Annotated in this window: 22 protein-coding genes; 15 read left to right on the top strand and 7 right to left on the bottom strand. The window is 66.3% G+C overall.

Annotated features, from left to right (window positions below):
• Positions 1 to 248: 248 nt before the first annotated feature.
• Positions 249 to 1,664 carry a tetratricopeptide repeat protein gene (locus VGN66_RS11340; protein ID WP_327518923.1) on the top strand — a complete coding sequence of 472 codons (1,416 nt, stop codon included), beginning with the start codon at positions 249 to 251 and terminating at the stop codon, positions 1,662 to 1,664.
• Positions 1,665 to 1,912: 248 nt separating this feature from the next.
• Positions 1,913 to 3,373, top strand: coding sequence for a DEAD/DEAH box helicase (locus tag VGN66_RS11335; protein WP_327518922.1), 1,461 nt, complete (start codon positions 1,913 to 1,915; stop codon positions 3,371 to 3,373).
• A gap of 42 nt (positions 3,374 to 3,415) precedes the next feature.
• Here the strand turns inward: VGN66_RS11335 and VGN66_RS11330 are convergent, their stop codons facing one another.
• Entirely contained in the window at positions 3,416 to 4,330 is a 915-nt protein-coding gene (locus tag VGN66_RS11330) for a hypothetical protein (RefSeq protein WP_327518921.1), read from the bottom strand.
• A gap of 259 nt (positions 4,331 to 4,589) precedes the next feature.
• Between VGN66_RS11330 and VGN66_RS11325 the strand changes: the two genes are divergently transcribed.
• The 6 genes from VGN66_RS11325 (at position 4,590) to VGN66_RS11300 (ending at position 10,201) form a co-directional block, all read left to right on the top strand.
• Positions 4,590 to 5,144, top strand: coding sequence for a F0F1 ATP synthase subunit delta (locus tag VGN66_RS11325; RefSeq protein WP_327518920.1), 555 nt, complete (start codon positions 4,590 to 4,592; stop codon positions 5,142 to 5,144).
• 11 nt (positions 5,145 to 5,155) lie between these two features.
• Positions 5,156 to 6,685 carry a F0F1 ATP synthase subunit alpha gene (gene atpA / locus VGN66_RS11320; RefSeq protein ID WP_327518919.1) on the top strand — a complete coding sequence of 510 codons (1,530 nt, stop codon included), beginning with the start codon at positions 5,156 to 5,158 and terminating at the stop codon, positions 6,683 to 6,685.
• A gap of 91 nt (positions 6,686 to 6,776) precedes the next feature.
• On the top strand, positions 6,777 to 7,655 hold the full coding sequence (locus VGN66_RS11315) for a F0F1 ATP synthase subunit gamma (RefSeq protein WP_327518918.1): 879 nt from the start codon (positions 6,777 to 6,779) through the stop codon (positions 7,653 to 7,655).
• A gap of 5 nt (positions 7,656 to 7,660) precedes the next feature.
• Positions 7,661 to 8,269 carry a hypothetical protein gene (locus VGN66_RS11310; protein WP_327518917.1) on the top strand — a complete coding sequence of 203 codons (609 nt, stop codon included), beginning with the start codon at positions 7,661 to 7,663 and terminating at the stop codon, positions 8,267 to 8,269.
• Between the two features lie 30 nt (positions 8,270 to 8,299).
• Positions 8,300 to 9,826: a F0F1 ATP synthase subunit beta gene (atpD, locus tag VGN66_RS11305; RefSeq protein ID WP_224923565.1), complete on the top strand. Its 1,527-nt coding sequence runs from the start codon at positions 8,300 to 8,302 to the stop codon at positions 9,824 to 9,826.
• Between the two features lie 120 nt (positions 9,827 to 9,946).
• The gene (locus VGN66_RS11300; protein ID WP_327518916.1) at positions 9,947 to 10,201 is read left to right on the top strand and encodes an ATP synthase F1 subunit epsilon; all 255 of its coding nucleotides are present in this window, start codon (positions 9,947 to 9,949) and stop codon (positions 10,199 to 10,201) included.
• A gap of 75 nt (positions 10,202 to 10,276) precedes the next feature.
• On the opposite strand, the gene VGN66_RS11295 is transcribed toward VGN66_RS11300, so the two are convergent.
• Both VGN66_RS11295 and VGN66_RS11290 read right to left on the bottom strand, forming a co-directional pair.
• Positions 10,277 to 10,732: a hypothetical protein gene (locus VGN66_RS11295; RefSeq protein WP_327518915.1), complete on the bottom strand. Its 456-nt coding sequence runs from the start codon at positions 10,730 to 10,732 to the stop codon at positions 10,277 to 10,279.
• Between the two features lie 73 nt (positions 10,733 to 10,805).
• Complete coding sequence (locus VGN66_RS11290; protein ID WP_327518914.1) at positions 10,806 to 11,255, bottom strand: DUF6265 family protein; 450 nt, start codon at positions 11,253 to 11,255, stop codon at positions 10,806 to 10,808.
• A gap of 83 nt (positions 11,256 to 11,338) precedes the next feature.
• Here VGN66_RS11290 and VGN66_RS11285 point away from each other — a divergent pair, with 83 nt between their 5' ends.
• From VGN66_RS11285 to VGN66_RS11275, 3 genes are all read left to right on the top strand, one after another.
• Positions 11,339 to 12,085: a helix-turn-helix domain-containing protein gene (locus VGN66_RS11285; RefSeq protein ID WP_327518913.1), complete on the top strand. Its 747-nt coding sequence runs from the start codon at positions 11,339 to 11,341 to the stop codon at positions 12,083 to 12,085.
• A gap of 58 nt (positions 12,086 to 12,143) precedes the next feature.
• On the top strand, positions 12,144 to 13,691 hold the full coding sequence (locus VGN66_RS11280; RefSeq protein WP_327518912.1) for a CpaF family protein: 1,548 nt from the start codon (positions 12,144 to 12,146) through the stop codon (positions 13,689 to 13,691).
• An 88-nt stretch (positions 13,692 to 13,779) separates the two neighbouring features.
• A complete protein-coding gene (locus VGN66_RS11275; RefSeq protein WP_327518911.1) occupies positions 13,780 to 14,949 on the top strand; it encodes an aspartyl protease family protein in 1,170 nt (389 codons plus the stop codon).
• Positions 14,950 to 15,103: 154 nt separating this feature from the next.
• Here the strand turns inward: VGN66_RS11275 and VGN66_RS11270 are convergent, their stop codons facing one another.
• Positions 15,104 to 15,259 (bottom strand): hypothetical protein, encoded by a 156-nt coding sequence (locus VGN66_RS11270; RefSeq protein WP_327518910.1) that lies wholly within the window; start codon positions 15,257 to 15,259, stop codon positions 15,104 to 15,106.
• Between the two features lie 83 nt (positions 15,260 to 15,342).
• Here VGN66_RS11270 and VGN66_RS11265 point away from each other — a divergent pair, with 83 nt between their 5' ends.
• Positions 15,343 to 16,173, top strand: a complete 831-nt coding sequence (locus VGN66_RS11265; protein WP_327518909.1) for a class I SAM-dependent methyltransferase — start codon at positions 15,343 to 15,345, stop codon at positions 16,171 to 16,173.
• Between the two features lie 37 nt (positions 16,174 to 16,210).
• On the opposite strand, the gene VGN66_RS11260 is transcribed toward VGN66_RS11265, so the two are convergent.
• Together VGN66_RS11260 and phaR are read right to left on the bottom strand one after the other, a co-directional pair.
• Complete coding sequence (locus VGN66_RS11260; RefSeq protein WP_327518908.1) at positions 16,211 to 17,506, bottom strand: amidohydrolase family protein; 1,296 nt, start codon at positions 17,504 to 17,506, stop codon at positions 16,211 to 16,213.
• A gap of 44 nt (positions 17,507 to 17,550) precedes the next feature.
• On the bottom strand, positions 17,551 to 18,120 hold the full coding sequence (gene phaR, locus VGN66_RS11255) for a polyhydroxyalkanoate synthesis repressor PhaR (RefSeq protein ID WP_327518907.1): 570 nt from the start codon (positions 18,118 to 18,120) through the stop codon (positions 17,551 to 17,553).
• Between the two features lie 23 nt (positions 18,121 to 18,143).
• Here phaR and VGN66_RS11250 point away from each other — a divergent pair, with 23 nt between their 5' ends.
• From VGN66_RS11250 to VGN66_RS11240, 3 genes are all read left to right on the top strand, one after another.
• Positions 18,144 to 19,205: an alpha/beta fold hydrolase gene (locus VGN66_RS11250; protein WP_327518906.1), complete on the top strand. Its 1,062-nt coding sequence runs from the start codon at positions 18,144 to 18,146 to the stop codon at positions 19,203 to 19,205.
• 26 nt (positions 19,206 to 19,231) lie between these two features.
• A complete protein-coding gene (locus tag VGN66_RS11245) occupies positions 19,232 to 20,410 on the top strand; it encodes an acetyl-CoA C-acetyltransferase (RefSeq protein WP_327518905.1) in 1,179 nt (392 codons plus the stop codon).
• A gap of 206 nt (positions 20,411 to 20,616) precedes the next feature.
• Positions 20,617 to 23,634 carry a TonB-dependent receptor domain-containing protein gene (locus VGN66_RS11240; protein WP_327518904.1) on the top strand — a complete coding sequence of 1,006 codons (3,018 nt, stop codon included), beginning with the start codon at positions 20,617 to 20,619 and terminating at the stop codon, positions 23,632 to 23,634.
• Positions 23,635 to 23,761: 127 nt separating this feature from the next.
• On the opposite strand, the gene VGN66_RS11235 is transcribed toward VGN66_RS11240, so the two are convergent.
• On the bottom strand, positions 23,762 to 24,160 hold the full coding sequence (locus VGN66_RS11235) for a hypothetical protein (protein WP_327518903.1): 399 nt from the start codon (positions 24,158 to 24,160) through the stop codon (positions 23,762 to 23,764).
• Between the last annotated feature and the right edge of the window lie 10 nt (positions 24,161 to 24,170).

Raw genomic sequence — 24,170 nt, 5'->3', positions numbered from 1 at the left:
ATCGCCCCGCCGCAGGACCTCGGCTGCCCCCTGCGCGAACCTGACAACCCGCCTTACACACCCGTATTTTTGTCAGCTTCGTCAGCCCCGCCCCGCCGTCACCGCGCAAAATCCGTCCGAAGCTGACAGGATGAACCGCGTTTCGCGTAACTTTGTCAGCTTCGCCGATCCGCCGCCCGGCCACCCCTTCCCCGCCCCCACCCCCTGCCAATCGCGAATCGCAATCGCCGCAAGATCGGCTAGTGGCGATGATCGGCGCATCGGCGGGTGCGTCGGACGATCGATATGGTAAGGACGACCGCGTGACCGACACCGCTTCCCCTGATCGCCTGGCCGAGGCGCGCGCGGCGCTTGCCGCGGCGATGGCGTTGCACGAACGCGGCGATCTTGAGGGCGCGGAGGCCGGCTACCGCAACGTGCTGGCGCTCGACTATCGCGCGACCGACGTGTTGCCGCTGCTCGCCGGCCTGCTCGGTCGCCTCTCCCGCGCCGAAGACGCGCTCGCCGCCTGGGGCGAATTGCTGGCGATCGAACCCGATCATGCCATCGCGCTGCACGAACAGGGCCTGACGCTGCACTGGCTCGGCCGCACCGAAGCGGCGATCGTCGCGCTCGAACGGGCCTGTGCGCTCGACCCCGACAATCCGATCGCCGCCGGCAACCTCGCTGTCGCGCTGGCCGATGCGGGCCGCACGCTCGACGCGATCCGCCAGTTCCGGCGGGCGCTGACGCTTCAGCCCGGCAACCTGCATCTTCAGCATCAGTTGCGGCGGCTCGGCTCGGCCGCGGTGCCCTTCTGGCACATCCCGATGATGAACGACGCGCCGCGCAACGACGCGTTCGAAGCCGCGCTCAAGGCCGCGCTGACGGTGGCCGGCCCGCAAGCCCGCGTCCTCGACATCGGCGCCGGCAGCGGCCTGCTCTCGCTGATGGCCGCGCGGGCCGGGGCGCGCAACGTGGTGGCGTGCGAGATGGAGCCGATGATCGCCGAAATGGCGCAACAGATCGTCGCCCATAACGGCTATGCCGACCGCATTACCGTGCATGCCAAGCCCTCGACCGACCTCGCCGTCGGCGCCGAACTCGATGCCCCGGCCGACATCCTCGTCTCCGAAATCCTGTCGAGCGACCTGCTGACCGAAAAGGTGCTGGACACGTTCGAGGACGCCCATCGCCGCCTCCTCGCCCCCGACGCCGTGGTGATCCCCCGCGCCGCCACCGCCATGGGCTGCCTCGTCGCCAGCGATTCCCTCGCCGACTATGCCTTTGTCGGACAGGTCTCGGGCTTCGACCTGTCGCCCTTCACCAGCTTCGCGCCACAGCGGTTGCCGGTGCATGGCACGATGACCGCCTGGAACCGCCTGTCCGACGATGTCGAACTGGTCCGCCTCGACCTGACGCAGCACAAGCATGACGCGACGCTCGCCCGGCTCCGCATCCCCGTCACCGCCAGCGGCCGCGCCATCGGCATCGTCCAGTGGATGCACATCGATTTGTGGGACGGCATCGCCTTCGAAAACCACCCGGCCAGCACCACCGACGGCGGCTGGCTGCAACTGCTCCACAGCTTCCCGGCGCCGATCGACGTGGTGGCCGGCGAAACGCTCGACATCGCCGTCGGCCACGACCGGATCACGCTGATCCTGATGCCATTGGCGGACTAGCCAGCCCGCCCCATCTTGACTTATGGCAACCCTGCTGCCATATCGCGGCGCAGCGAGGCGTTATGCAGCGTGATCGGGCCGGGGTTCATCCTGCGGCTCCGGCTCCGCCTCGGTTGATTGCTCGGCTTCCCATATCACGCGGGTCGTCATTTTTGGGTCCCATCAAAGTACTACTTTGATGGGTGCCTGTGACCCCGCCTGCGCGCGCGCATTCCGCATGCGCGCTGGCCGTTCTGCAAAGAGAATTCATGACTCAGTTCAATACCCTCGGCCTGTCCGAGACCACCCTCGCTGCGCTGTCGGCAAAGGGTTATACCAACGCGACCCCGATTCAGGCACAGTCGATCCCGGCGTTGCTCGAAGGGCGCGACCTGCTCGGCATCGCCCAGACCGGCACCGGCAAGACCGCCGCGTTCATGCTCCCCTCGATCGAGCGCCTCGTCGCATCGAACAAGCGGGCGCAGCCGCGCGGCTGCCGCATGCTCGTCCTCGCGCCGACCCGCGAACTGGCCAGCCAGATCGCCCAGAGCGCCCGCGACTATAGCAAGGGCACCAAGCTGTCGGTCGCAACCGTGTTCGGCGGCACCTCGATCCACAAGAACAAGACCGATCTGGCGCGCGGCGTCGACATCATCGTCGCAACCCCGGGCCGCCTCGTCGACCTGATCGAACAGAGCTATGCGATCCTGCTCGGGATCGAGATCCTGGTGCTGGACGAGGCCGACCAGATGATGGACCTCGGCTTCATCCACGCGCTGAAGCGCATCGTCCGCGAGCTGCCCAGCAAGCGCCAGACTTTGTTCTTCTCGGCGACCATGCCCAAGTCGATCCGCGACCTCGCGACCCAGTTCATCAAGGACCCGGTCGAAGTGAAGGTGACCCCGGTCGCCACCACCGCCGAGCGCGTCGAGCAGTTCGTGACCTTCGTCAATCAGGCGGAGAAGCAGTCGCTGCTGACCATCGCGCTGCGTGACGAGAGCATCGACCGCGCACTGATCTTCACCCGCACCAAGCACGGCGCCGACCGCGTCGTGAAGCTGCTGGCCGCCAGCGGCGTCGCGTCGAACGCGATCCACGGCAACAAGAGCCAGCCGCAGCGCGAACGTGCGCTGGGTGAGTTCAAGTCGGGCAAGGTCAAGGTGCTGATCGCCACCGACATCGCGGCGCGCGGCATCGATGTCTCGGGCGTCAGCCACGTGTTCAACTTTGAACTCCCCAACGTCCCGGATCAGTATGTCCACCGCATCGGCCGCACCGCGCGCGCCGGCGCGACCGGCATCGCCATCAGCTACTGCGCCGATGACGAGCGGCCGTATCTCCGCGACATCGAAAAGCTGATCCGCCAAAAAGTCGCGATCCAGCCGCTGCCCGAGGATTTCCTCGCCGAATCGGCCCGTATCAAGTCGAGCCGCGGTCCGATCCCGGTCAGCCGTGACGAGATGAACGGCCGCAACGGACGGACGATGGCCGACCGCAACGCCCATCACCGCGCCGGCCAGCGCGCCGATCGCGGCCCGCGCGGTAATCCTGCCGGTGAGCGTCGCGAGACGCTCGGCACCGCCGCCCCGCGCGCTGCTGAAGGTGCCGGTGCAGGCGACAAGCCGCGCTTCTACGGCCCGCGCAAGAAGAAGTTCACCCCGCGTCCTGCTGGCGCCGGTGGTGGCCAGCGCAGCGGCGGCAATGGCGGCCAGGGTCAGCGCCGGGGCTAAGTAACTCTCCCCCTCCCTGCGTGCAGGGGGGGGAGAAGTCGATTACCGCCGCCCCGGCCCGCGCCCGCGCCGTCGTGCGGCCTCATCGTCGCGCCCGTCGATCAGCCGCTGCGCACGCTCCGCACCCGCCGTCGCGTCATTCCCGCCCCGCCCGATCAGCGGCGCCGCGCGGCGATAGAACGTCAGCGCCTTGTCATACTCCCCGGCCGATTCGGCGCACAGGCCAAGGTCGAAGGTGATCGACGGGTGGTTCGGCGCCTCCACGTCCATCGCCGCCCATGCTGCACATGCGGCGCGCAGATCGCGCTGGGTCCGCTTGACGATATCCTTGAACGGCCGCTCCAGCGGCTTGGGCAGGCCGCGCGTGCTCTCACGGAAGCGAATCGAATAATCCTCCACCGACGGCACGATGTCGCGCCGCACATTTTCGGCGATGTCGATGATCATGCCGCGAATCGCCTCTTCGGTGGTGCGCGACGGGTTCTGTCCGCGGCACCAGCTGGTCTCGTCGCGGCGCGGGCGTGACACACTATAAAGGACGCGCCCGTCCGGCCCGGCGAGGCGCAGGTCGGCGTTCACGTTGATCACGCGGCGGGTACAGTCTTTCTCGACCTCTTCTTCCTTCAGGCATTTGCGGTCGCGCTTGCCCCCCTCGCGCTCGACGCACTCCTTTTCCTTGCGCTTGAACTTCGTTTCCTGAACCCCGGTGACGACATTGCCGTTGAGCAGGCCATCGGCATCGCTGCCGCGCCCGCCGACCAGATCGAAATGCGTCCGCCCCTCAATATCCGGCCGCGCCAGCGCGCGCTCGATCGCCAAGCCCAGCTGCATCCCGTCCTCGCCCGCGATCCGGCCGACGCGCAGCGAATCGAGCATCGCGGCGTCGCGATAGGGCGCGGCGAAGCGGCCGGTCATCCGCGCGCTTTCCGCCAAAGCGGTCGGCGCGGTCATGGTCATGGCTGCGAGCAACACAGCGACACGGGTCGGCGTCCATGGCATGGCATTCCCCCTAAATGCATTTGCGGCCGGCGGTTTCGCACCCGTTCCCACTTTGGGCAACCCCGTTGCGCCACCGCCGCGGTCATCACATGGTCACACAGGTTGCATCCTTTGGCCCCCTTTGCTAGGCGCGCGCCAACCCATCGGGGGTGCCGGACGGCATGCCCCCGAATCCCCATGGGGCCATTTCTGCTAGTCCAAGAGGAAACACGCGTCCGTGGATAATTCCGGCGGTATCCAAGCCAGCTTAAGCGGTCGTTATGCGACCGCGCTGTTCGATCTGGCGCGCGAAGGCGGTTCGATCGCAACGGTCGAATCGAGTCTCGCGACGGTCCGCCAAGCGCTGACCGATTCGGCCGACTTTGCGGCGCTGACCAAGAGCCCGCTGCTCGGTCGCGATCAGGCGGCCCGTGGCGTCACCGCCGCTGCCGGTGCGATGAAGCTCGATCCGCTCACCACCCGTTTCCTTGGCGTGCTGGCGCACAACCGCCGCCTGTCGGCGCTGCCCGGCATGATCCGCGACTTCGGCACGCTGGCCGCGCGCCATCGCGGTGAAGTGACCGCAGCGGTCACCTCGGCCCATCCGCTCGACGCCGCACAGGTGGCAGAACTCAAGACGCAGCTGCGCGCCCGCGTTGGCCGCGACGTCACGGTCGACCTGTCGGTCGATCCCTCGCTCCTTGGCGGGCTGGTCGTGAAGATCGGCTCCCAGATGATCGACAGCTCGATCAAGACCCGTCTCAATTCCCTCGCGCACGCGATGAAAGGCTGAAGGCAAACGCAATGGATATCCGCGCCGCAGAAATCTCGAAGGTCATCAAGGACCAGATCGCCAATTTCGGCACCGAAGCAGAGGTCAGCGAGACCGGCCAGGTGTTGAGCGTGGGTGACGGCATCGCGCGCGTCCACGGCCTCGACAATGTCCAGGCGGGCGAAATGGTCGAATTCGCCAATGGCGTTCAGGGCATGGCGCTGAACCTTGAGGCCGATAACGTCGGTATCGTGATCTTCGGCTCGGACTCCGAGATCAAGGAAGGCGACGTCGTCAAGCGGACCGGCACCATCGTCGACGTTCCGGTCGGCAAGGGTCTGCTCGGCCGCGTGGTCGATGGCCTTGGCAACCCGATCGACGGCAAGGGCCCGATCGTCTCCGACCAGCGTTCGCGCGTCGAAGTGAAGGCGCCGGGCATCATCCCGCGCAAGTCGGTGCATGAGCCGGTGCAGACCGGCCTCAAGGCGATCGACGCGCTCGTCCCGGTTGGCCGTGGCCAGCGCGAGCTGATCATCGGCGACCGTCAGACCGGCAAGTCGGCTGTCGCGATCGACACCTTCATCAACCAGAAGACCGTCAACGCCGGCACCGACGAGGGCAAGAAGCTCTATTGCGTGTACGTCGCCGTCGGCCAGAAGCGCTCGACCGTCGCACAGCTCGTCCGCACGCTCGAAGAAAACGGCGCGATGGAATATTCGATCGTGGTCGCCGCGACCGCATCGGACCCCGCCCCGCTCCAGTTCCTCGCACCGTACACCGGCTGCGCGATGGGCGAATATTTCCGCGACAACGGCATGCACGCCGTGATCGTCTATGACGATCTGTCGAAGCAGGCCGTCGCCTATCGCCAGATGTCGCTGCTGCTGCGCCGCCCGCCGGGTCGTGAAGCCTATCCCGGCGACGTCTTCTATCTGCACAGCCGCCTGCTCGAGCGCGCGGCGAAGCTGAACGAAGACAATGGCTCGGGCTCGCTGACCGCGCTTCCGATCATCGAAACGCAGGCAGGCGACGTGTCGGCGTACATCCCGACCAACGTGATCTCGATCACCGACGGCCAGATCTTCCTTGAAACCGACCTGTTCTTCGCGGGCATCCGCCCGGCGATCAACGTCGGCCTGTCGGTGTCGCGCGTGGGTTCGTCGGCACAGACCAAGGCGATGAAGAAGGTGTCGGGCTCGATCAAGCTCGAGCTGGCCCAGTATCGCGAAATGGCCGCGTTCGCGCAGTTCGGTTCGGACCTCGATGCTTCGACGCAAAAGCTGCTCAACCGCGGCGCGCGCCTGACCGAGCTGCTCAAGCAGCCGCAGTTCTCGCCGCTGCCGTTCGAAGAGCAGACCGTGTCGATCTTCGCTGGCACCAACGGCTATATCGATAGCGTCGCAGTGAACGATGTCGTCCGCTACGAGGCCGCGATGCTCGCCGAGATGCGCAGCAAGCACGCCGACATCCTGGCCGCGATCCGCGACAGCAAGGATCTGAGCGACGACACCAAGGCGAAGCTCAAGGACGCGCTCGCCGCATTCGGCAAGACGTTCGCGTAACATGCGTCGCCCCGGCGAAGGCCGGGGCCGCCATGTTGCTCTCACCGAGAGCGGCCCCGGTCATTGCCGGGGCGACCGATAGGAAAGAAGTATGGCCTCTCTCAAGGCACTCAAAGTCCGGATCAACTCGGTCAAGTCGACCCAGAAGATCACCAAGGCGATGAAGATGGTCGCCGCCGCAAAGCTGCGCCGCGCGCAGGAAGCGGCGGAGGCCGGGCGTCCCTATGCGCAGCGGCTCGAAAGCGTCGTCGCCAGCCTCGCGTCGAAGGTCGCGGGCGGCCCCGGCGTGTCGCCGCTGCTCGCGGGCACCGGCAAGGACCAGGTGCATCTGTTCGTCGTCGCGACCAGCGACAAGGGTCTGGCCGGTGCGTTCAACACCAACATCGCCCGCCTTGCCCGCAAGCGCGCCGGCGAGCTGATCGCGCAGGGCAAGACGGTCAAATTCTACACCATCGGCCGCAAGGGCCGCGCGGTGCTGAACCGGCTCTACCCGAACAGCTTCGTCCACTCGATCGAGCCCGGCGACCTCGGCAAGCTCGGCTTTGCCGACGCCCGCGGCTATGCCGACGACCTGATCGCGCGGTTCGAAGCCGGCGAATATGACGTCGCGCACCTGTTCTATTCGAACTTCAAGTCGGTCCTGACGCAGGAGCCGACCGAGCAGCAGCTGATCCCGGTCAAGATCCCGGAAGTCGCCGTGGTCGAGGAAGGCGCTGCCGTCACCGAGTACGAGCCCGACGAGGAATCGATTCTCGCCGACCTGCTGCCGCGCAACGTCGCGATCCAGCTCTTCCGCGCGATGCGTGAGAATGCTGCGTCGGAACAGGGCAGCAAGATGACCGCGATGGACAACGCCACGCGCAACGCGGGCGACCTGATCAAGCGGCTGTCGATCCAGTATAACCGCGCGCGTCAGGCCGCGATCACGACCGAACTGGTCGAGATCATCTCGGGCGCCGAGGCACTGTAATCGTTATGCGCGCCGCACTCCTTCTCCTCTGCGCGACCGCCGCGCTCGCAGGCTGCAACCAGCAGCCTGCCGAGCAGCCGACGCTTGCGCAGAATGAGGCGGCGGCGCGCGACGCGGCGGCGGATCTCAAGGGATGGGACCGCATGTTCGGCTTCCCGACCGAGACGATCGGCCGCCTCAACCAATATGGCTATCGCATCGGCGGCTATGCCGCGGCTGGCGATGGTTTCGCGGCCAAGGGCGCGGACATTACCCTGTCCCAGTCCGACGCGAAGACGCCGAATACGGGCAACGTCGCCGTCACCGGCCCGGATGCGGAGGCGATCGACAGCATCGCCTTCACCCTGTCGCTGACCGACGATGCCAATGCCGAAACCGCCAAAAAGCGGCTGACCGACATCGTCCGCGCCTTCCTGTTCCAATATGGCATCAAGGACGAAGGCGCGCTCGACGCCATCGCCAAGGAAGCCGATGCGGATGGCAAGATCGGCGACGCGCCGGTCGCCATTGCACTGGCCAAGGGCGATGCCGCCCGCACCCTGACCGTGACTTTCCGCCGCCCCTCCGCTACGGCCCCGGCCGAGGCGATGGACGGCAATTCCCAGCAACCCTGATCGCATTCGCCAAGCAAGGACTTGAAGAACATGGCAACCGCAGCCCCCACCGCAGACAAGCCCGCGCGCAAGCCGCGCGCGCCCAAGGCCGCTACCGGCACCACCGCGACGGCACCCGTCGCCGCGTCCGGCACGGGCCGCATCGCGCAGGTGATCGGCGCGGTCGTCGACGTTGCGTTCGACGGAGAACTGCCCGCCATTCTCTCGGCGCTTGAAACGAGCAACAACGGCCAGCGCCTCGTGCTCGAAGTCGCGCAGCATCTGGGTGAAGGCACCGTCCGCACCATCGCAATGGACGCGACCGAGGGTCTGACCCGCGGCCAGGAAGTCACCGCCACCGGCGCGCAGATCCAGGTTCCGGTCGGTCCGGCAACGCTCGGCCGCATCCTTAACGTCATCGGTGAGCCGATCGACGAGCGCGGCCCGGTCGCCACCGACATGCGCGCGCCGATCCATGCCGAAGCGCCGCTGTTCGTCGACCAGTCGACCGAAAGCTCGATCCTCGTCACCGGCATTAAGGTCATCGACCTGCTCGCGCCTTATGCAAAGGGCGGCAAGATCGGCCTGTTCGGCGGCGCCGGCGTCGGCAAGACGGTTCTTATCCAGGAACTGATCAACAACATCGCGAAGGGCCATGGCGGCACCTCGGTCTTCGCGGGCGTCGGTGAGCGCACGCGTGAGGGTAACGATCTCTATCACGAATTCCTCGACGCCGGCGTGATCGCCAAGGACGCCGACGGCAACGCCCAGTCGGAAGGCTCGAAGGTCGCGCTGGTCTATGGCCAGATGAACGAGCCTCCCGGCGCGCGCGCACGCGTCGCACTGTCGGGCCTGACGATCGCCGAATATTTCCGCGACGTCGAAGGCCAGGACGTGCTGTTCTTCGTCGACAACATCTTCCGCTTCACCCAGGCGGGCGCGGAAGTGTCGGCTCTGCTCGGCCGCATCCCGTCGGCGGTGGGCTATCAGCCGACCCTGTCGACCGACATGGGCGCGCTGCAGGAGCGCATCACCTCGACCAACAAGGGCTCGATCACCTCGGTGCAGGCCGTGTACGTGCCCGCGGACGATTTGACCGATCCGGCGCCTGCAACCTCGTTCGCCCACTTGGACGCGACCACGGTTCTCAACCGTGCGATCTCGGAACTCGGCATCTATCCGGCGGTGGATCCGCTCGATTCGACCAGCCGCGTGCTCGAGCCGCGCGTCGTTGGTCAGGAGCATTACGAGACCGCCCGCGCCGTCCAGTCGACGCTGCAGAAGTACAAGTCGCTGCAGGACATCATCGCCATCCTCGGCATGGACGAACTGTCGGAAGAGGATAAGCTGACCGTCACCCGCGCCCGCAAGATCCAGCGCTTCCTCAGCCAGCCGTTCCACGTCGCCGAAGTCTTCACCGGCATCCCCGGCAAGTTCGTCGCGATCGAAGACACGATCAAGTCGTTCAAGGCCGTGGTCAACGGCGAGTATGACCATCTGCCCGAATCGGCCTTCTACATGGTCGGCGGCATCGACGACGTCGTCGCCAAGGCCGCCAAGATGGCCGCCGAGGCGTAAGCCAGTTTCCCCTCCCGCTTGCGGGAGGGGCTAGGGGAGGGCCTGTCCACACGGGCCGTCCTCGATTGTTACAGGCCCTCCCCCGACCCCTCCCGCAAGCGGGAGGGGGGAGAAATTGAAATGCTGCACTTCGAACTCGTGACCCCCGAAAAGCTGCTCCGCTCGGAGGACGTCCACATGGTCGTCGTTCCCGGCACCGAGGGCGATTTCGGCGTGCTGGAGGGCCATGCGCCATTCATGTCGACGATCCGCGACGGCAATATCGAAATCTATCGCACCGCCGCGAACCAGTCGCCGGAACTGATCCGCGTCGAGGGCGGCTTTGCCGAGGTCAATGAAAAGGGCCTGACGGTCCTCGCCGAAAAGGCCGACTGACCCGTCATCCTTTGCCGGAATCGAACAGGCCGCAGGGGCAACCCTGCGGCCTTTTTCGTGCGCCCTGCGCTGCCATCACCCGCGCAGATACTCCATCGCGCTCGCCCAGCCCTTGGCAGTCCCACGCTCGACCTTCAGCGCGTCGCCGGTGCGGGTGAAGCGCAGCCGTGCGGTCCCCGCCTTGGTCGGCATTTCGAAGGTCACGCTCTGCGCATCGCGCGCGACTTCGGTGAAGCGGCTTGGCGGGATCGCCGGGAGGGTGATGTCCAACACCGCCTTCTCGCCCATTGCATCGAACGCCAGCTCCGCCTTCGCGCCCTTCATCGCCTCGCTCGTCCCTTCCTCGCTGCACGACACGCCCTGCTTGGTCGGGTCGCAGCGCATTTCCAGCCCGTTGCCCCGCCAGGTTCCGCCCAGCCAGTCGAGGTGGCGGTTGGTCACCGCCGCATCGGCGACAACCGGCGCAGGGGCAGTAGCGAGCCCGGTGGGCGCGGCGAGCATCGTGAACAGCGAGACGAGGAAAGTGAGCATCAAGAAACCCCTGTGATCGAACATCACAGCCCCAGTCGCATCCCCATCTGCCGCTAGCCACGGTCAGGATCGGTCAGTGCACCCGGTTGAAGGTCCAGCGCATCGCCTTGCTGCCATCGGCCAGCGAGATTTCGGCGGTCAGCGTGTCGCCCGATCGGCGATAATGGATGCGCTGCGGATAATCGTGTGCAGCGTTGACGAAGGTCACCCCCTCCCCGCCCGTCACCGCGCGGAACGGCACCGGCGGTTTGCCCCCCGGCTGCGGCAGATAGACTGCGGTATCGCCATCCAGCGTGATCCGCAGGAATTCGAACGCGACGGTCTTGCCGCCCTTCACCGTCTGCGACGTGCCGAGCATCATCCCGCCCGCTGCCTTCTGCCAGTCCTCACAAGTCTGCCCGCGCGGGCCGTCCGCGCTGCACCAGCATCCCGCGAGCCATTCGGGCAGGACAGCGCCGCCGTCCGATCCCGCCGCCGTCAGCGGCGTCGCCAGCAGCACCAGCGCCAATGAAATCCGGATCATTTCAATCTCCCCACCGTCCTCCGCCGCAATAGCCGCTGTGCGGCCGGCTGGCTTGAACCGATGCGACATGCGAGGTTCCGTCGATGGACTATCGCGAGACCCCGCCCCCGCCCAGTCTCGACGGCTTCGTCGCCGCGATCTGGACGCTGGACGTCGGCGGCGCGCCCGGCGACTCGGTCGAGCATCAGGCAGTCCCCGATGGCTGTATAGAGCTGATCCGTCGCCACACCGGCCGCTCGCTATGGCGCAGCGAACAGCCGTCGCTGTTCGTCACCGGACTCGCACTACGCCCGGCCGCGCTGCGCTTCAGCGGCGATGCGCGCTTCACCGGCATCCGCCTGTGGCCATGGGGCTGGCATGCGCTGGGCGGCGATCGCTGCGCTGATTTCGCCGATGACTGGCGCGCGGTGGCAGAGGACAGCCCGCTCGCCGCGCTGCTGACGGACGACGGCGCGCAGCTTCCCGGCCTGATCGCCGCCTTTTCCGGGCACGCGCAAAGCCCGATCGACGCGATCCGCCATGTCGACAGCGTCGGCGCGCTGGCACTGGGTAGCGGCCTGGCACCGCGTCGGCTCCAGCGTATCTTCGCGCGCGAGACCGGAATGGCACCGCGCAGCTATCTGCGCCTGCTGCGCTTTCGCGAAGCGGTGGCGGGGGTGCAGAGCGACGCGCCCGGACTCGCCGACACGGCCGCCGCATCGGGCTATGCCGATCAGGCGCACATGACCCGCGAGTTCCGCGCGCTGGGCGGCCTTTCCCCCGGCACCGCGCGCCGCCGCGCCGCCGGGCCATTCGTCCCCGCGCCCGACGAACCGCCCCCCGATGGTTAGGAACTTGTAAAACCTTGGCGGCTATCCCGGTGCGGTCAGCGGATAGTGGGGAGCCGAGGTGAGCGCATTTGGACGTCGTAGCGGACCGGGAGCCGGGCCAGGACGCCCCGCCTTCGGCGTTGCACGCCCGATGCAGGGCGGCGGCGCCACGCGTCCGTCCGAACCACTGGGCGGCGAGCAATTCCCGTCCCTCCATGATGTTCCCCTTCCCGGCGCGTCGCAGATGCCGCCCGAGCCCGCCTCTGCTGGCACGATGGGCGCACAATCGACCGGCGAAGCGATGCAGCGCCTCGCCGATCGTCAGGCAGCGACCGGCGAGCCGAGCAGTTCGCGAATCGAAGGGTTCGAGGCTTCGATCCACCGCATCAAGGAACAGGTGCTCCCGCGCCTGCTCGAGCGCGTCGATCCCGAAGCCGCAGCCACACTATCCAAGGACGAGCTGGCCGAAGAATTCCGCCCGATCATCGGCGAGGTCCTTGCCGAGCTCAAGCTGACGCTTAACCGCCGCGAGCAGTTCGCGCTCGAAAAGGTGCTGGTCGACGAGTTGCTCGGCCTTGGCCCGCTCGAAGAATTACTGAGCGACAGCTCGATCAGCGACATCATGGTCAACGGCCCCGAACAGACCTTTGTCGAGCGCAAGGGCAAGCTCGAACTCGCGAACATCCAGTTCCGCGACGAGGAGCATCTGTTCCAGATCGCCCAGCGCATCTGCAACTCGGTCGGCCGTCGTGTCGACCAGACCACCCCGCTCGCCGACGCCCGCCTCAAGGACGGCAGCCGCGTCAACGTGATCGTGCCGCCGCTGTCGTTGCGCGGCACCGCGATCTCGATTCGTAAATTCTCCGACAAGCCGATCACGCTCGACATGATGGCGGGCTTCGGCTCGATGTCGACCAAGATGGCGACGATGCTGAAGATCGCCGGCGCGTGCCGCTTCAACATCGTCATCTCGGGCGGTACCGGCTCGGGTAAAACGACGATGCTCAACGCATTGTCGAAGATGATCGACCCGGGCGAGCGCGTGCTGACGATCGAGGACGCGGCGGAACTTCGCCTGCAGCAGCCGCACTGGCTCCCGCTCGAAACCCGCCCGCCGAACCTTGAGGGTCAGGGCGAGATCACGATCCGCGATCTGGTCAAGAACGCGCTGCGTATGCGCCCGGATCGCATCATCCTGGGCGAAATTCGCGGCCCCGAGTGTTTCGACCTCTTGTCGGCAATGAACACCGGCCATGACGGGTCGATGTGTACGCTCCACTCCAACTCCCCGCGCGAGTGCCTCGGGCGTATGGAGAACATGGTGTTGATGGGCGACATCAAGATCCCGAAGGAGGCGATCAGCCGCCAGATCGCGGATTCGGTCGACCTGATCGTTCAGGTCAAGCGCCTGCGCGACGGTAGCCGCCGCGTCACCAACATCACCGAAGTGATCGGCATGGAAGGCCCCGTCATCGTGACGCAGGAGCTGTTCAAGTTCGAATATCTCGACGAAAGCGCCGACGGCAAGATCATTGGCGAATATCGCTCGATGGGCCTGCGCCCCTACACGCTCGAAAAGGCGCGCTCGTTCGGCTTCGATCATGCGCTGCTGGAAGCGTGCCTGTAAGCGCGGCACGCCGCTCACTCCCTCAACGGGACATTAACCACGACCGCAACTGCTGGCGCCCACGCGCGCCGCGCCTAGCATGGCGTGCATGGAGTTTCGCGCGCCGATGATCCTGCTCGCCGCCCTGATCGGCCTTGCCGCCCCGGCCGAGCGCGTCGCCGCGGCGCCGGCGGTGATGCACCTTTCTGCGGACAGCGAGGCGCGCTGGGTCAGCTTCGAACTGACCGCGGGCAATCAGATCCGCTTCCGCACCCAGCTCAACGGACGCTGGGTCGATGCCCTGCTCGATACCGGCGTCACCGACACCGCCGTCACCACCCGCTTCGCCCGCGCCGCCGGGCTCAAACCGCTGGTCGCGGGCCGCGCCGATGCGATCGGGGGCAGCGTCGCTTTGTCCTGGACCGGCATCGACCGGGTCGAGGTCGGCGGGCTGGTCCGCACCGGCGGACGGGTTGCGATCATCGATGCAGATCCGCGCGTGACCGGCAGCGCGCCGGTCGACCTGTTCGTCGGCTCAGACCTGCTCGCCGGCCATGCGCTGGAGATCGATTACGACGCTCAGCGCTTCCGCCTGTTGCCGAGCGGCCGCTTGCCCTTCCGCGGCGTGACCCTGCCGCTGCGCCTCGCTGACCGTTCTGGCCTCTATGTCAGTGAACTCGATCTTGGCGACCGCAACCTGCGCCCGGTGATCGTCGATACCGGCGATGGCGGCATGGTCAGCCTGACCCGCAGCGTATGGCGGGCAAGCGCGCCCGGCGCTGTTCGCACGACCACTGCCATCGCCTGGGGCCTGGGCGGCGTCGTGGAGAGCGAAGTCGCGATCCTGCCCGCGCTGCGCATCGGTGGCCTCGCCGCCGAGGTCGAATTGCGCGTGGAGGCAGATACCGGCTTTTCGGCCCGCAAGGGTGCGGCGGGACGCATCGGCGGCGGATTGCTGCGCCGCCACCGCGTGCTGCTCGACCCCCGCGCAGGGCGCATGGTGCTGGCGAGCGGCGCGCGCGCCGACTGGCCGGTGACGCGATCGACCAGCGGGCTGATGGTCGCGCAAGAGGCCGACCGGCTGCGTGTGCTGCACGTCATGCGCGGCAGCCCCGCCGCCACGAGCGGATGGCGCGCAGGCACGCTGATCTGTGCGATTGATGGTGCGCCGGTCGCCACCGCCGCGCGCGATTGGGCCACCGGCACCCCCGGCCGCCGCATCCGCCTGACCCTGTGCGACGGCGCCGAACGCACCCTCACCCTCGCCAGCTTCTACTGAACGGAGAACATCCTCCCCCGCCAGGGGAGGTGTCAGCGCAGCTGACGGAAGGGGAGGAAGCACGACGGCAAGAGGCTCAAGCGCACAGACGTCCTCCCCCTCCGTCGCCTTCGGCGCCACCTCCCCCTTGCGGGGGAAGATCAGCTGCGGATCATCACACGCCCTTCAGCGCCAGCGCCGCCCCCACGATGGCGAGCAGCAGCGCCATGATCTGAATGAAGGTCCACGGCACCCAGCCAACCTTTTCCAGATCGTCCCGCTTCCCCCGCCGCCACTCGGCAACGCCGCTGACGCCGACCAGCGCGACCATCGCGCCTACTCCGATCCATAACGGCCCTTGCATCGCCCCGCGCCCCACTCCAAACCACGCCCCAGAACAGAGAGGAGCCTTCCATGCGCTACACCCTGCCCGCCATCGCTCTATCCGCCGTCGCCCTGACCGCAGCCGCCGCCATCGGCGCGCCCCAGATGGGCAAGCCGAGTGCCGATTTGAAGGCCGCAGTCGCCGCGACCACGCGCACGCCTGCCAATGTCGCCCGCGACAAATACCGCAACCCCGCACAGACGCTCGCCTTTTTCGGGGTAAAGCCGTCGCACACGGTGGTCGAACTCTGGCCGGGCGGCGGCTGGTACACCGAAATCCTCGCGCCCTATGTCAAGAAGGGCGGCGGCACGCTCTACGCCGCCGCACCCTGGCCCAATGGCGTCAAGGGCACCCAGACGCTGCAGGCAAAGGACGCCGCCACTTATGGCGCGATTAAGCTCGCCGCCTTCCCGGCTGCTGACGATCAGCCGACCGTCCCCGCCGGTAGCGCCGATGCCGTCCTCACCTTCCGCAACATCCACAATTGGAAGATGGGCACCACCGACCGCAGCGCCGAAGCATTCAAACAGATCTTCGCGATGCTCAAGCCCGGCGGCACGCTCGGCATCGTCGAGCACCGCCTGCCCGAATCGGCGGATGCGGCGCGTGAGAAGACGAGCGGCTATGTGAAGGTCTCGACCGTCCGCAAGCTGGCTGAGGAAGCCGGCTTCAAATATGTCGGTGCGTCCGAAGTGAACGCCAACCCCAAGGACACGGCGGACTGGCCGCAAGGCGTCTGGACGCTCGCGCCCAACTACCGCCTCAAGGACGTCGATCGCGCCAAGTATGAAGCGATCGGCGAGAGCGACCGCATGACGCTCAAATTCCGCAAGCCGAACCCCAGCGTTCGGGGCGGCTGATCCAGGCAGGGGGCGGCGACCACCGCCCCCTGAACCCTCACTGCTTGTGCACCACCCCGGCGCGCATCACGAAGCCCACCGATTTCAGCAACCGCACATCCTTCAACGGGTCGCCGCTAACCGCGATGATGTCGGCGCTCTTGCCCGGTTCGATGCTTCCCACTTCCTTGGCCAGCCCCAGCAGATCGGCGGCGTTGACCGTCGCCGCCGCAATCGCCTGCATCGGCGTCATGCCATGCTTGACCAGCAACTCGAACTCATCGGCGTTGCGGCCGTGCTTGGACACGCCGGCATCGGTGCCGAACGCGATCTTGACGCCCGCCGGCACCGCCCTTTCCAGCGCATTGCCGGTAATCCCGATGCGCCAGTCGATCTTGGCGCGGACCGCGGGCGGATAGGCGTTCGGGTCCTTGGCGATCCGCTCGAGATAGCCGTTCACGGTCGACAGCGTCGGGACGTAATAGGCACCGCTCTTGCGGAACAGCGCGATCGCCTCATCATCCATCAGCGTGCCGTGCTCGACAGAGTCCGCGCCCATCTTCAGCGCCAGCGTAATGCCATCCGCGCCATGCGCATGCACCGCGACCTTCTTGCCATAGAGGCGCGCAGTCTCGACGATCGCGCGGGCCTCATCGTCGAACATCTGCTTGCCAAGGCCAGCGCCGATCCGGCTGTTGACCCCGCCGGTGGTGGCGATCTTGATGACGTCCGCCCCGCGCGCGACCTGGTTGCGCACCGCCTTGCGGCATTCGTCGGCACCATCGCACAGATTTTCGATGTTCATCGCCGGGTGCAGGTCTTCGACCACCCCCAATCGCCGGTCCATATGCCCCGATGTGGTGGAGATCGAGCGCCCGGCGTCGACGATCCGCGGCCCATCGGCCCAGCCGCGCGCAATCGCCTCACGCAGCGCCAGCGTCGCGCCATCGTCGCCCAGATTGCGCACGGTGGTGAAGCCGGCCATCAGCGTCTTGCGCGCATTCCACTGCGCCTCGAACGCGCCCAGCTCCTTGCTCTCGGTAAAGCCGGCCAGCAGCCCTTCCTGGCCGGCGCGGTCGGACCCCAGATGCACATGACTGTCGATCAGCCCGGGCAGCACCGTCTTGTCCTTGAGGTCAATGACCGGCGCATCGCCCAGCGGCATGACATGGCCGTCATAGACGCCGACGATCACCCCGCCGCGCACCGCGATCGTGCTCGCCCCGCGCGGCGCCTGTCCCGGCCGGTCGAGCAGTGACCCAGCGTGGATGTAGCGATCGACCCGCTCCGGCGATTGCGCCAGCGCAGACCCCGCGAGCAGCCCCGCAACGGTGATGACGATCCAGGATTTCACGGCTTTCCCCCTTCAGATACGCGAAGGGGGCGAGGCTATTGCGCTCAGCCGAGCTTGTCGACCTGATCCTTGAGCGCGGACAGCTGCGCCTTGAGCGCCGCAATTTCCTCGTCCTTGCTCTTTTCCGGGGTGGCCGCAGCGGGCTTGGCCGCGCCTGTGGCACCCGCAGCGCCGGGCTTGAACGCCTCGGCCGCCGCTTCGAACATCTGCAGGTTGCGCTTGGCAATCTCGGCAAAGGGCGAGTTGGCGAACGCGCCCTCGACCGCGGACTTGAACTGCTCCTGATTGCGGCGGAAGCTGTCCATCGATGCTTCGAGATAGCCCGGCACCATCGCCTGCATCGAATCGCCATACAGCGCGATCAGCTGGCGCAGGAAGTTGACCGGCAGCAGCGTCTGGCCGCGCGCTTCCTCTTCCATGATGATCTGCGTCAGCACATTGTGCGTGATGTCCTCGTCGGTCTTGGCATCGACGACCTTGAAATCGCGCCCTTCGCGCGTCATCGCGGCGAGATGGTCGAGCGTGATGTAGGACGAGCTTTCGGTATTGTAGAGCCGCCGGTTCGCGTACTTCTTGATAATGACCGGGCCGTCCGTCTGCGCTGTCTTTTTCATGCTCGCCCCCAAGGGTATTTGACATGGCCCTAACATCTTTCATTGCCGCATCGCAACACGGGCCGCGCCCGCTGCCGCTGTTTCTCGATTTGCTGCGCGAACAGACCGCAGCATCGCCCGATCGGCGGGCGGCTGCGCTGGCGGGGCTGGCGGCCTATCAGGCGGCGCGCAGGCCTCGCCCGCGTCGACCAATGCCGGTGGTCGCGCAGGCCGGGCGCGCGACGCTACGCGATTATGGCGGAACGGGGATTCCGGTGGTGTGCGTGCCGTCGCTGATCAATCCGCCGATGATTCTCGACATGCGCTATCGCCGCTCGCTGCTGCGCTGGCTGTCGCGGCAAGGGGTCCGTCCACTGCTGGTCGACTGGGGCACGCCGACGCCCGCCGAGCGCGGTCAGGACGTGGCGCAGCATGTCGAGGAGATGCTGATCCCGCTGCTGCGCAGCATCGGTGAGCCGGTGGCGCTGGCGGGCTATTGCCTCGGCGGCACCATCGCGGCGGCGGCGGCGCAGGCGGTGCCGGTACGCGGCCTCGCGCTGATCGCCGCGCCGTGGCGGTTCGAGCGCTTCGGCCCGCACGCGCTGGGACAGATCGACTCGATTTGGCAAACGGCGCACGACACCTGCGACACGCTCGGCCTTGTCCCGATGGAGGTGCTGCAAGCCGGCTTCTGGCAGCTCGACCCGGCGCGCACGATCGCCAAGTTCGAAAAGTTCGCGCGGCTCGACCATGCCAGCGCGCCGGCGAAGAATTTCGTGGTGCTCGAGGACTGGGCCAATGCCGGCGCCCCGCTGACCTTCGCCGCCGGACGCCAGATGTTCGACGACTTTTTCACCGCCGACCTCCCCGGACGCGGGCGCTGGAACGTGGCAGGGCAGCACGTCGACCCGCTGACCCTGCCCTGCCCGACGGTCGAGTTCGTCTCGCTCACCGACCGCATCGTCCCCGCCGCCAGCGCGGTCGGGTTCGCCGATCAACGCAAGCTGCGGCTCGGCCATGTCGGCATGGTCGTCGGCTCATCCGCGCGACAGTTTCTGTGGCAACCACTCGCAGACTGGCTAACCGGCCTCCCCACCCCTAGATAGCGCGCAACCAATTCAGGAGCCTCTCGATGACCGAAGTCGTGATCACCGCCGCCAAGCGCACCCCTGTCGGCAGTTTCCTCGGCGCCTTCGCCGCCACCCCCGCGCATGAACTCGGCCGCATCGCGATCGAAGCCGCGCTGGCGCAGGCCGGCGTGAAGGGCGAAGAGGTATCTGAGGTGATCCTGGGTCAGGTGCTCACCGCCGCACAGGGCCAGAACCCCGCGCGCCAGGCATCGATGGCGGCCGGCGTGCCCAAGGAAGTGCCGGCATGGGGCCTCAACCAGGTCTGCGGCTCCGGCCTGCGCGCGGTCGCGCTCGCGGCGCAGGCGGTGCAGACCGGCGACGCGACCATCGTCGTTGCGGGCGGTCAGGAATCGATGTCGCTCGCCGCCCACGCCCAGACGCTGCGTTCGGGTGCGAAGATGGGCGATGTCGCTTTGGTCGACACGATGATCAAGGACGGCCTGACCGACGTCTTCAACGGCTATCACATGGGAATCACCGCGGAAAACCTCGCCGAACAATATCAGGTCAGCCGCGCCGAGCAGGATGAATTCGCCGTCCGCTCGCAGAACCTCGCCGAAGCCGCCCGCGCCGGGGGCCGCTTCAAGGACGAGATCGCACCGGTCACGATCAAGGGCCGCAAGGGCGACACGATCGTCGACCAAGACGAATATATCCGCGCCGGCGCCACGCTGGACGGCATTTCGGGCCTGCGCCCGGCGTTCAAGAAGGACGGCACCGTCACCGCCGCCAACGCATCCGGCCTCAACGACGGCGCTGCCGCACTGGTGGTGATGAGCCGCGAAGAAGCCGAAAAGCGCGGCGCACCGATCCTTGCCACGATCAAGAGCTGGGCCACCGCCGGCGTCGATCCGTCGATCATGGGCATCGGCCCCGTCCCGGCGTCGAAAAAGGCGCTGGAAAAGGCCGGCTGGACCGTCGCCGACCTCGACCTGATCGAGGCGAACGAAGCATTCGCGGCGCAGGCGTTGTGCGTCGGCAAGGAACTCGGCTTCGATCCGGCCAAGGTCAACGTCAATGGCGGCGCCATCGCCATCGGCCACCCGATCGGCGCCAGCGGCGCGCGCGTGCTCACGACTCTGATCTACGAAATGGCGCGCCGCGACGCAAAAAAAGGACTCGCGACGCTGTGCATCGGCGGCGGCATGGGGATCGCGATGTGCATCGAACGGAACGGCTGATTCCCTCGGGTTCGATTCACAAACCCGCGCGTTTGAGATCTGTAATTTTGTGTCGCGCCTTCATCGCTGCGTCGCAGCATTGTGGCAATGTTGCAACACGATGACAGAGAATCTGAACGCGCGGGGACGCTTTTGCTTGCGCTAGGCTGAACAAAGCGGTTTCCTCTGCGACGAACCGGCATTCAGCCGGGTCGAAGGGGAATCAAATGAACATTAGTCGTCTTCTGGCGGCGACCGCGCTTGCGAGCGCGAGTTTTGCCGTTCCGCAGATCGCCTATGCACAGGACACGGCTCAGGCCGACACCTCGCAGGAAGAAACCACCGAGGCTGAAGAGGCTCCAGCAGCCGAGGAAGTCACGGTTACCGGTTCGCGCATTCGCCGCGACACCTTTTCGGCCATTGAGCCGATCACGGTCGTAACCAAGCAGGAAATCACTCAGTCCGGCTTCGCCAGCGCGACCGACGCGCTGCAGAGCGCGGAAGTGACCGCCGGCGCGGGTCAGATCAACAACTTCTACGGTGGCTTCGTCACCGCTGGCGGTACCGGTGCCAACACCCTTGGCCTGCGCAACCTGGGCCCGGCACGCACGCTGGTGCTGCTGAACGGCCGCCGCATCGCACCGGCCGGTACGCGCGGCAACGTGCTTGCTGCCGACCTTAACGTTCTGCCGACCTCGATCGTCGAGCGGATCGAAGTGCTGAAGGCTGGCGCTTCGTCGGTCTACGGTTCGGACGCAATCGCAGGCGTCGTGAACATCATCACCGACAGCAAGATCCGTGGCCTGACGCTCGAAGCGCAGGTGAACGTTCCGGAAGTCGGCGCAGGAATCGATCGTCGCGTTTCGGCGACCTTCGGCTTCGAGAGCGGCCCTCTGAACATCATCGGCTCGGTCGAGTATCGCCAGCGTGACGAGATGACGCTCGCCGACCGTGACTTCACCAAGTGCCCGATCCCCGGTTTCCGCACCGGTCCCGACGCGCCGATCGGTTCGGACGATCCGTTCCCGCTGGGCGATCCGCGCAACTGCTTCACCATCGACAATGGCGGCGTGACGATCAACACGCTCGGCCTGCCGAACCGCTTGGCGGTTGGTCGTACCAGTGGCACGGTCGGCACCTTCAACCGCTTCGTCCCGGCTCCTGGCCAGGGCGGCGGCGCAACCCCGGGTTATCTGGGCGTTGGCACCTATGACCGTGACAGCTTCGATCCGCGCAGTCAGGAAGAAGAGCTGATCACCCCGGTCAAGACCTACACCGGCTTCATCGCCGCTACCTATGACCTTGATGGTCTCGGCAACGCCGAGCTCTATGGTGAACTGCTTGCGACCCGTCGCCAGTCGTCGTCGAAGCTGTATCGCCAGCTGTCGATCGACTATCTGCGCGGCAGCCCGCTGCTCCCGGTCGAGTTCCGCAACGGCACGTTCGCCAACGCGACCAACACGACCAGTGGCCAGCCAATCGCGGCACGCGCGTTCGTTGGGTTCGGCCTGACCGACTCGTCGCAGGAAGTCGATTATGTGCGTGCCGGCCTCGGCATTCGCGGCGACTTCTTCCTGAGCGGCTGGCGCTATGACGTCTATGCTGGCAAGTCGTTTACCGATAGCGTCTATGAGATCGACTCGTTCCTGATCGATCGCATGGCAGCCTCGACCAACGTCGTTCAGAATGTCGACGGGTCGTTCAGTTGCGTCTCGGCGGCTACGTTCGCCAACTGCGTTGCCGCTCCGGCGCTCAGCGCGGCGGTGATCGGCGGCAACCTGCCGCAGGCATGGCGCAACTACATCCTGCAGAACACGATCGGCACGACCAAGTTTCGTGAAGCCACCGCGGTCGCAACGATCGACGGTCCGGTGTTCGCGATGCCGGGCGGCGACGTCCAGCTCGCGCTCGGCGTCGAGTATCGTGAACAGGAAATCGACGATACGCCGGATCCCAACTCGATCAGCGGCAACCTGCTCGGCCTGACCGCTGGCACCCCGACCCGCGGCAAGGACAATGTGAAGGAAGCCTTCGCCGAAGTGTTCGTGCCGATCCTGGCCAACACGCCGTTCTTCCACAATCTCAGCCTCAACGCGTCGGCTCGCTTCACCGACTACGCGTCGTACGGTTCGGACGTGACCTACAAGGTCGCGGGCGAGTGGGAGTTCTTTAAGGGCTTCGGGATCCGCGGTAGCTACGGCACGTCCTATCGTGCTCCGGCGCTTGCTGAGCAGTTCCTGGGCTCGACCAGCGGCTTCCTTGGCGCTGCCAACGATCCTTGCGATGCGGACAACTTCCCGCGCGCGGGCGGTCTGCCGGATCCGGGTTCCTACACCCCGTCGCAGCAGACGCGTGCGGCCAATTGCCGCTCGATCGGCATCGACCCCGAGACGTTCCAGCAGAACAACGGCATCACGTCGTTCACCCGTGGCGGTGCGGAAACCGGTCTGTCGGCTGAAACCTCGACCAACTGGTCGGTCGGTGCCGTTGTTCAGCCGCGCATCTCGGCCACCACGACCCTTGCCCTCGCCGTTGACTATTTCAACATCGAGGTGACCAATGGCGTTTCGTCGCTGAGCGGCGCGACGATCCTCGGCCGCTGCTACAACGAAGTCGACTTTGACCCCACGGGTGGCTTCTGCCGCTTCGTGAGCCGCGACCAGAACCAGGCGCTCACGGTCACCAGCGGCTACGTCAACCTCGCGACTGACGTCGTGAAGGGGTATGAGGCATCGGCACGCTTCGCCACCGACCTGTTCGGCGGCCGCCTGCTGATCAACGCTAACGTGACCAAGTACACCGAACAGTCGGACAAGACCTTCGCTGAGGAGATCCTGCTCGACGCCAACGGCACGCTGAACACGCCGGATTGGGTCGGTTCGGGTGACGTCACCTACCGCAACGGTCCCGTGACCCTGCGTTACGGCCTGACCTGGTTCGATGGCTCGAGCGGTACCGCCGAGTACAACCAGACCAGCCGTACGACCGGTCAGGTTAATCAGGCGAACGTCGACACGCTGAACACCTTCTACCAGATCGAAGTACCGTCGTACTTCCTTCACAATGCATCGGTTCAGTTCAACGTGAACAAGAAGTTCGAGCTGACGATGGGCGTGCGGAACCTGTTCGACACCGAGCCGCCGCAGGTTACTGTGTACTACACGACGATCGGCAACGCGCCGCTCTATTCGGGCTATGATTATACCGGTCGCCAGTTCTTCGTGAACACGACCTTCAAGTTCTAATCATATCGCGAATTTGACCTTTCGGGGCTGCCTGTCTTCGGACAGGCGGCCCCTTTCTTTTGCGCATTAAAAAAGGGCCGGCGGATCGCAATCCGCCGGCCCTTTTCTCGCCTCGCTCCGAAGCGGCTTATTTCACCTTGGTGTACGGCACGAAATCGCCCAGCACGACAAAGCCGCTCCACATCCGCGACGAGCGATCGACCAGGTCGATCTTGTCCACATTGCACAACTGGCTGCCATAGATTTGGGTAACCAGAATCTCGTCGTCGCTCAGCTGGTCCGCGCCGCCACGCGGGCGGTTGACGTACAGCTTCGATCCGCTGCGATAGACGATCGCGGTCTTGTCGATCACCGTGCTCTGGCCGAGCGTCGAGCTCGACAGACACTTCACCGGCTTTCCGGCCACACGGCCCTCGAGCATCTTGGCGAGTTCTGCCTCACCCTTGGGATATGGTTTTTCATCGGCCGTTGCGGCGCCCGGCAGGGCCAGGGCGGCAAGGGCGGCGGCGGCAAAAGCAATACGCATGGCTTTCCAC

The organism is Sphingomonas sp., from assembly GCF_035998645.1.
In the GTDB taxonomy this organism is placed as follows: domain Bacteria; phylum Pseudomonadota; class Alphaproteobacteria; order Sphingomonadales; family Sphingomonadaceae; genus Sphingomonas.
This window is presented reverse-complemented; position numbering and strand designations above follow the sequence as displayed.

Excerpts from the sequence above, each read along its gene's own strand:
- VGN66_RS11340 (WP_327518923.1), top strand. The coding sequence starts at position 249 with ATGATCGGCGCATCGGCGGGTGCGTCGGACGATCGATATGGTAAGGAC.
- VGN66_RS11335 (WP_327518922.1), top strand. The coding sequence starts at position 1,913 with ATGACTCAGTTCAATACCCTCGGCCTGTCCGAGACCACCCTCGCTGCG.
- VGN66_RS11330 (WP_327518921.1), bottom strand. The coding sequence starts at position 4,330 with ATGACCATGACCGCGCCGACCGCTTTGGCGGAAAGCGCGCGGATGACC.
- atpA (WP_327518919.1), top strand. The coding sequence starts at position 5,156 with ATGGATATCCGCGCCGCAGAAATCTCGAAGGTCATCAAGGACCAGATC.
- VGN66_RS11315 (WP_327518918.1), top strand. The coding sequence starts at position 6,777 with ATGGCCTCTCTCAAGGCACTCAAAGTCCGGATCAACTCGGTCAAGTCG.
- VGN66_RS11310 (WP_327518917.1), top strand. The coding sequence starts at position 7,661 with ATGCGCGCCGCACTCCTTCTCCTCTGCGCGACCGCCGCGCTCGCAGGC.
- atpD (WP_224923565.1), top strand. The coding sequence starts at position 8,300 with ATGGCAACCGCAGCCCCCACCGCAGACAAGCCCGCGCGCAAGCCGCGC.
- VGN66_RS11300 (WP_327518916.1), top strand. The coding sequence starts at position 9,947 with ATGCTGCACTTCGAACTCGTGACCCCCGAAAAGCTGCTCCGCTCGGAG.
- VGN66_RS11295 (WP_327518915.1), bottom strand. The coding sequence starts at position 10,732 with ATGCTCACTTTCCTCGTCTCGCTGTTCACGATGCTCGCCGCGCCCACC.
- VGN66_RS11290 (WP_327518914.1), bottom strand. The coding sequence starts at position 11,255 with ATGATCCGGATTTCATTGGCGCTGGTGCTGCTGGCGACGCCGCTGACG.
- VGN66_RS11285 (WP_327518913.1), top strand. The coding sequence starts at position 11,339 with ATGGACTATCGCGAGACCCCGCCCCCGCCCAGTCTCGACGGCTTCGTC.
- VGN66_RS11275 (WP_327518911.1), top strand. The coding sequence starts at position 13,780 with ATGGAGTTTCGCGCGCCGATGATCCTGCTCGCCGCCCTGATCGGCCTT.
- VGN66_RS11270 (WP_327518910.1), bottom strand. The coding sequence starts at position 15,259 with ATGGTCGCGCTGGTCGGCGTCAGCGGCGTTGCCGAGTGGCGGCGGGGG.
- VGN66_RS11265 (WP_327518909.1), top strand. The coding sequence starts at position 15,343 with ATGCGCTACACCCTGCCCGCCATCGCTCTATCCGCCGTCGCCCTGACC.
- phaR (WP_327518907.1), bottom strand. The coding sequence starts at position 18,120 with ATGAAAAAGACAGCGCAGACGGACGGCCCGGTCATTATCAAGAAGTAC.
- VGN66_RS11250 (WP_327518906.1), top strand. The coding sequence starts at position 18,144 with ATGGCCCTAACATCTTTCATTGCCGCATCGCAACACGGGCCGCGCCCG.
- VGN66_RS11245 (WP_327518905.1), top strand. The coding sequence starts at position 19,232 with ATGACCGAAGTCGTGATCACCGCCGCCAAGCGCACCCCTGTCGGCAGT.
- VGN66_RS11240 (WP_327518904.1), top strand. The coding sequence starts at position 20,617 with ATGAACATTAGTCGTCTTCTGGCGGCGACCGCGCTTGCGAGCGCGAGT.
- VGN66_RS11235 (WP_327518903.1), bottom strand. The coding sequence starts at position 24,160 with ATGCGTATTGCTTTTGCCGCCGCCGCCCTTGCCGCCCTGGCCCTGCCG.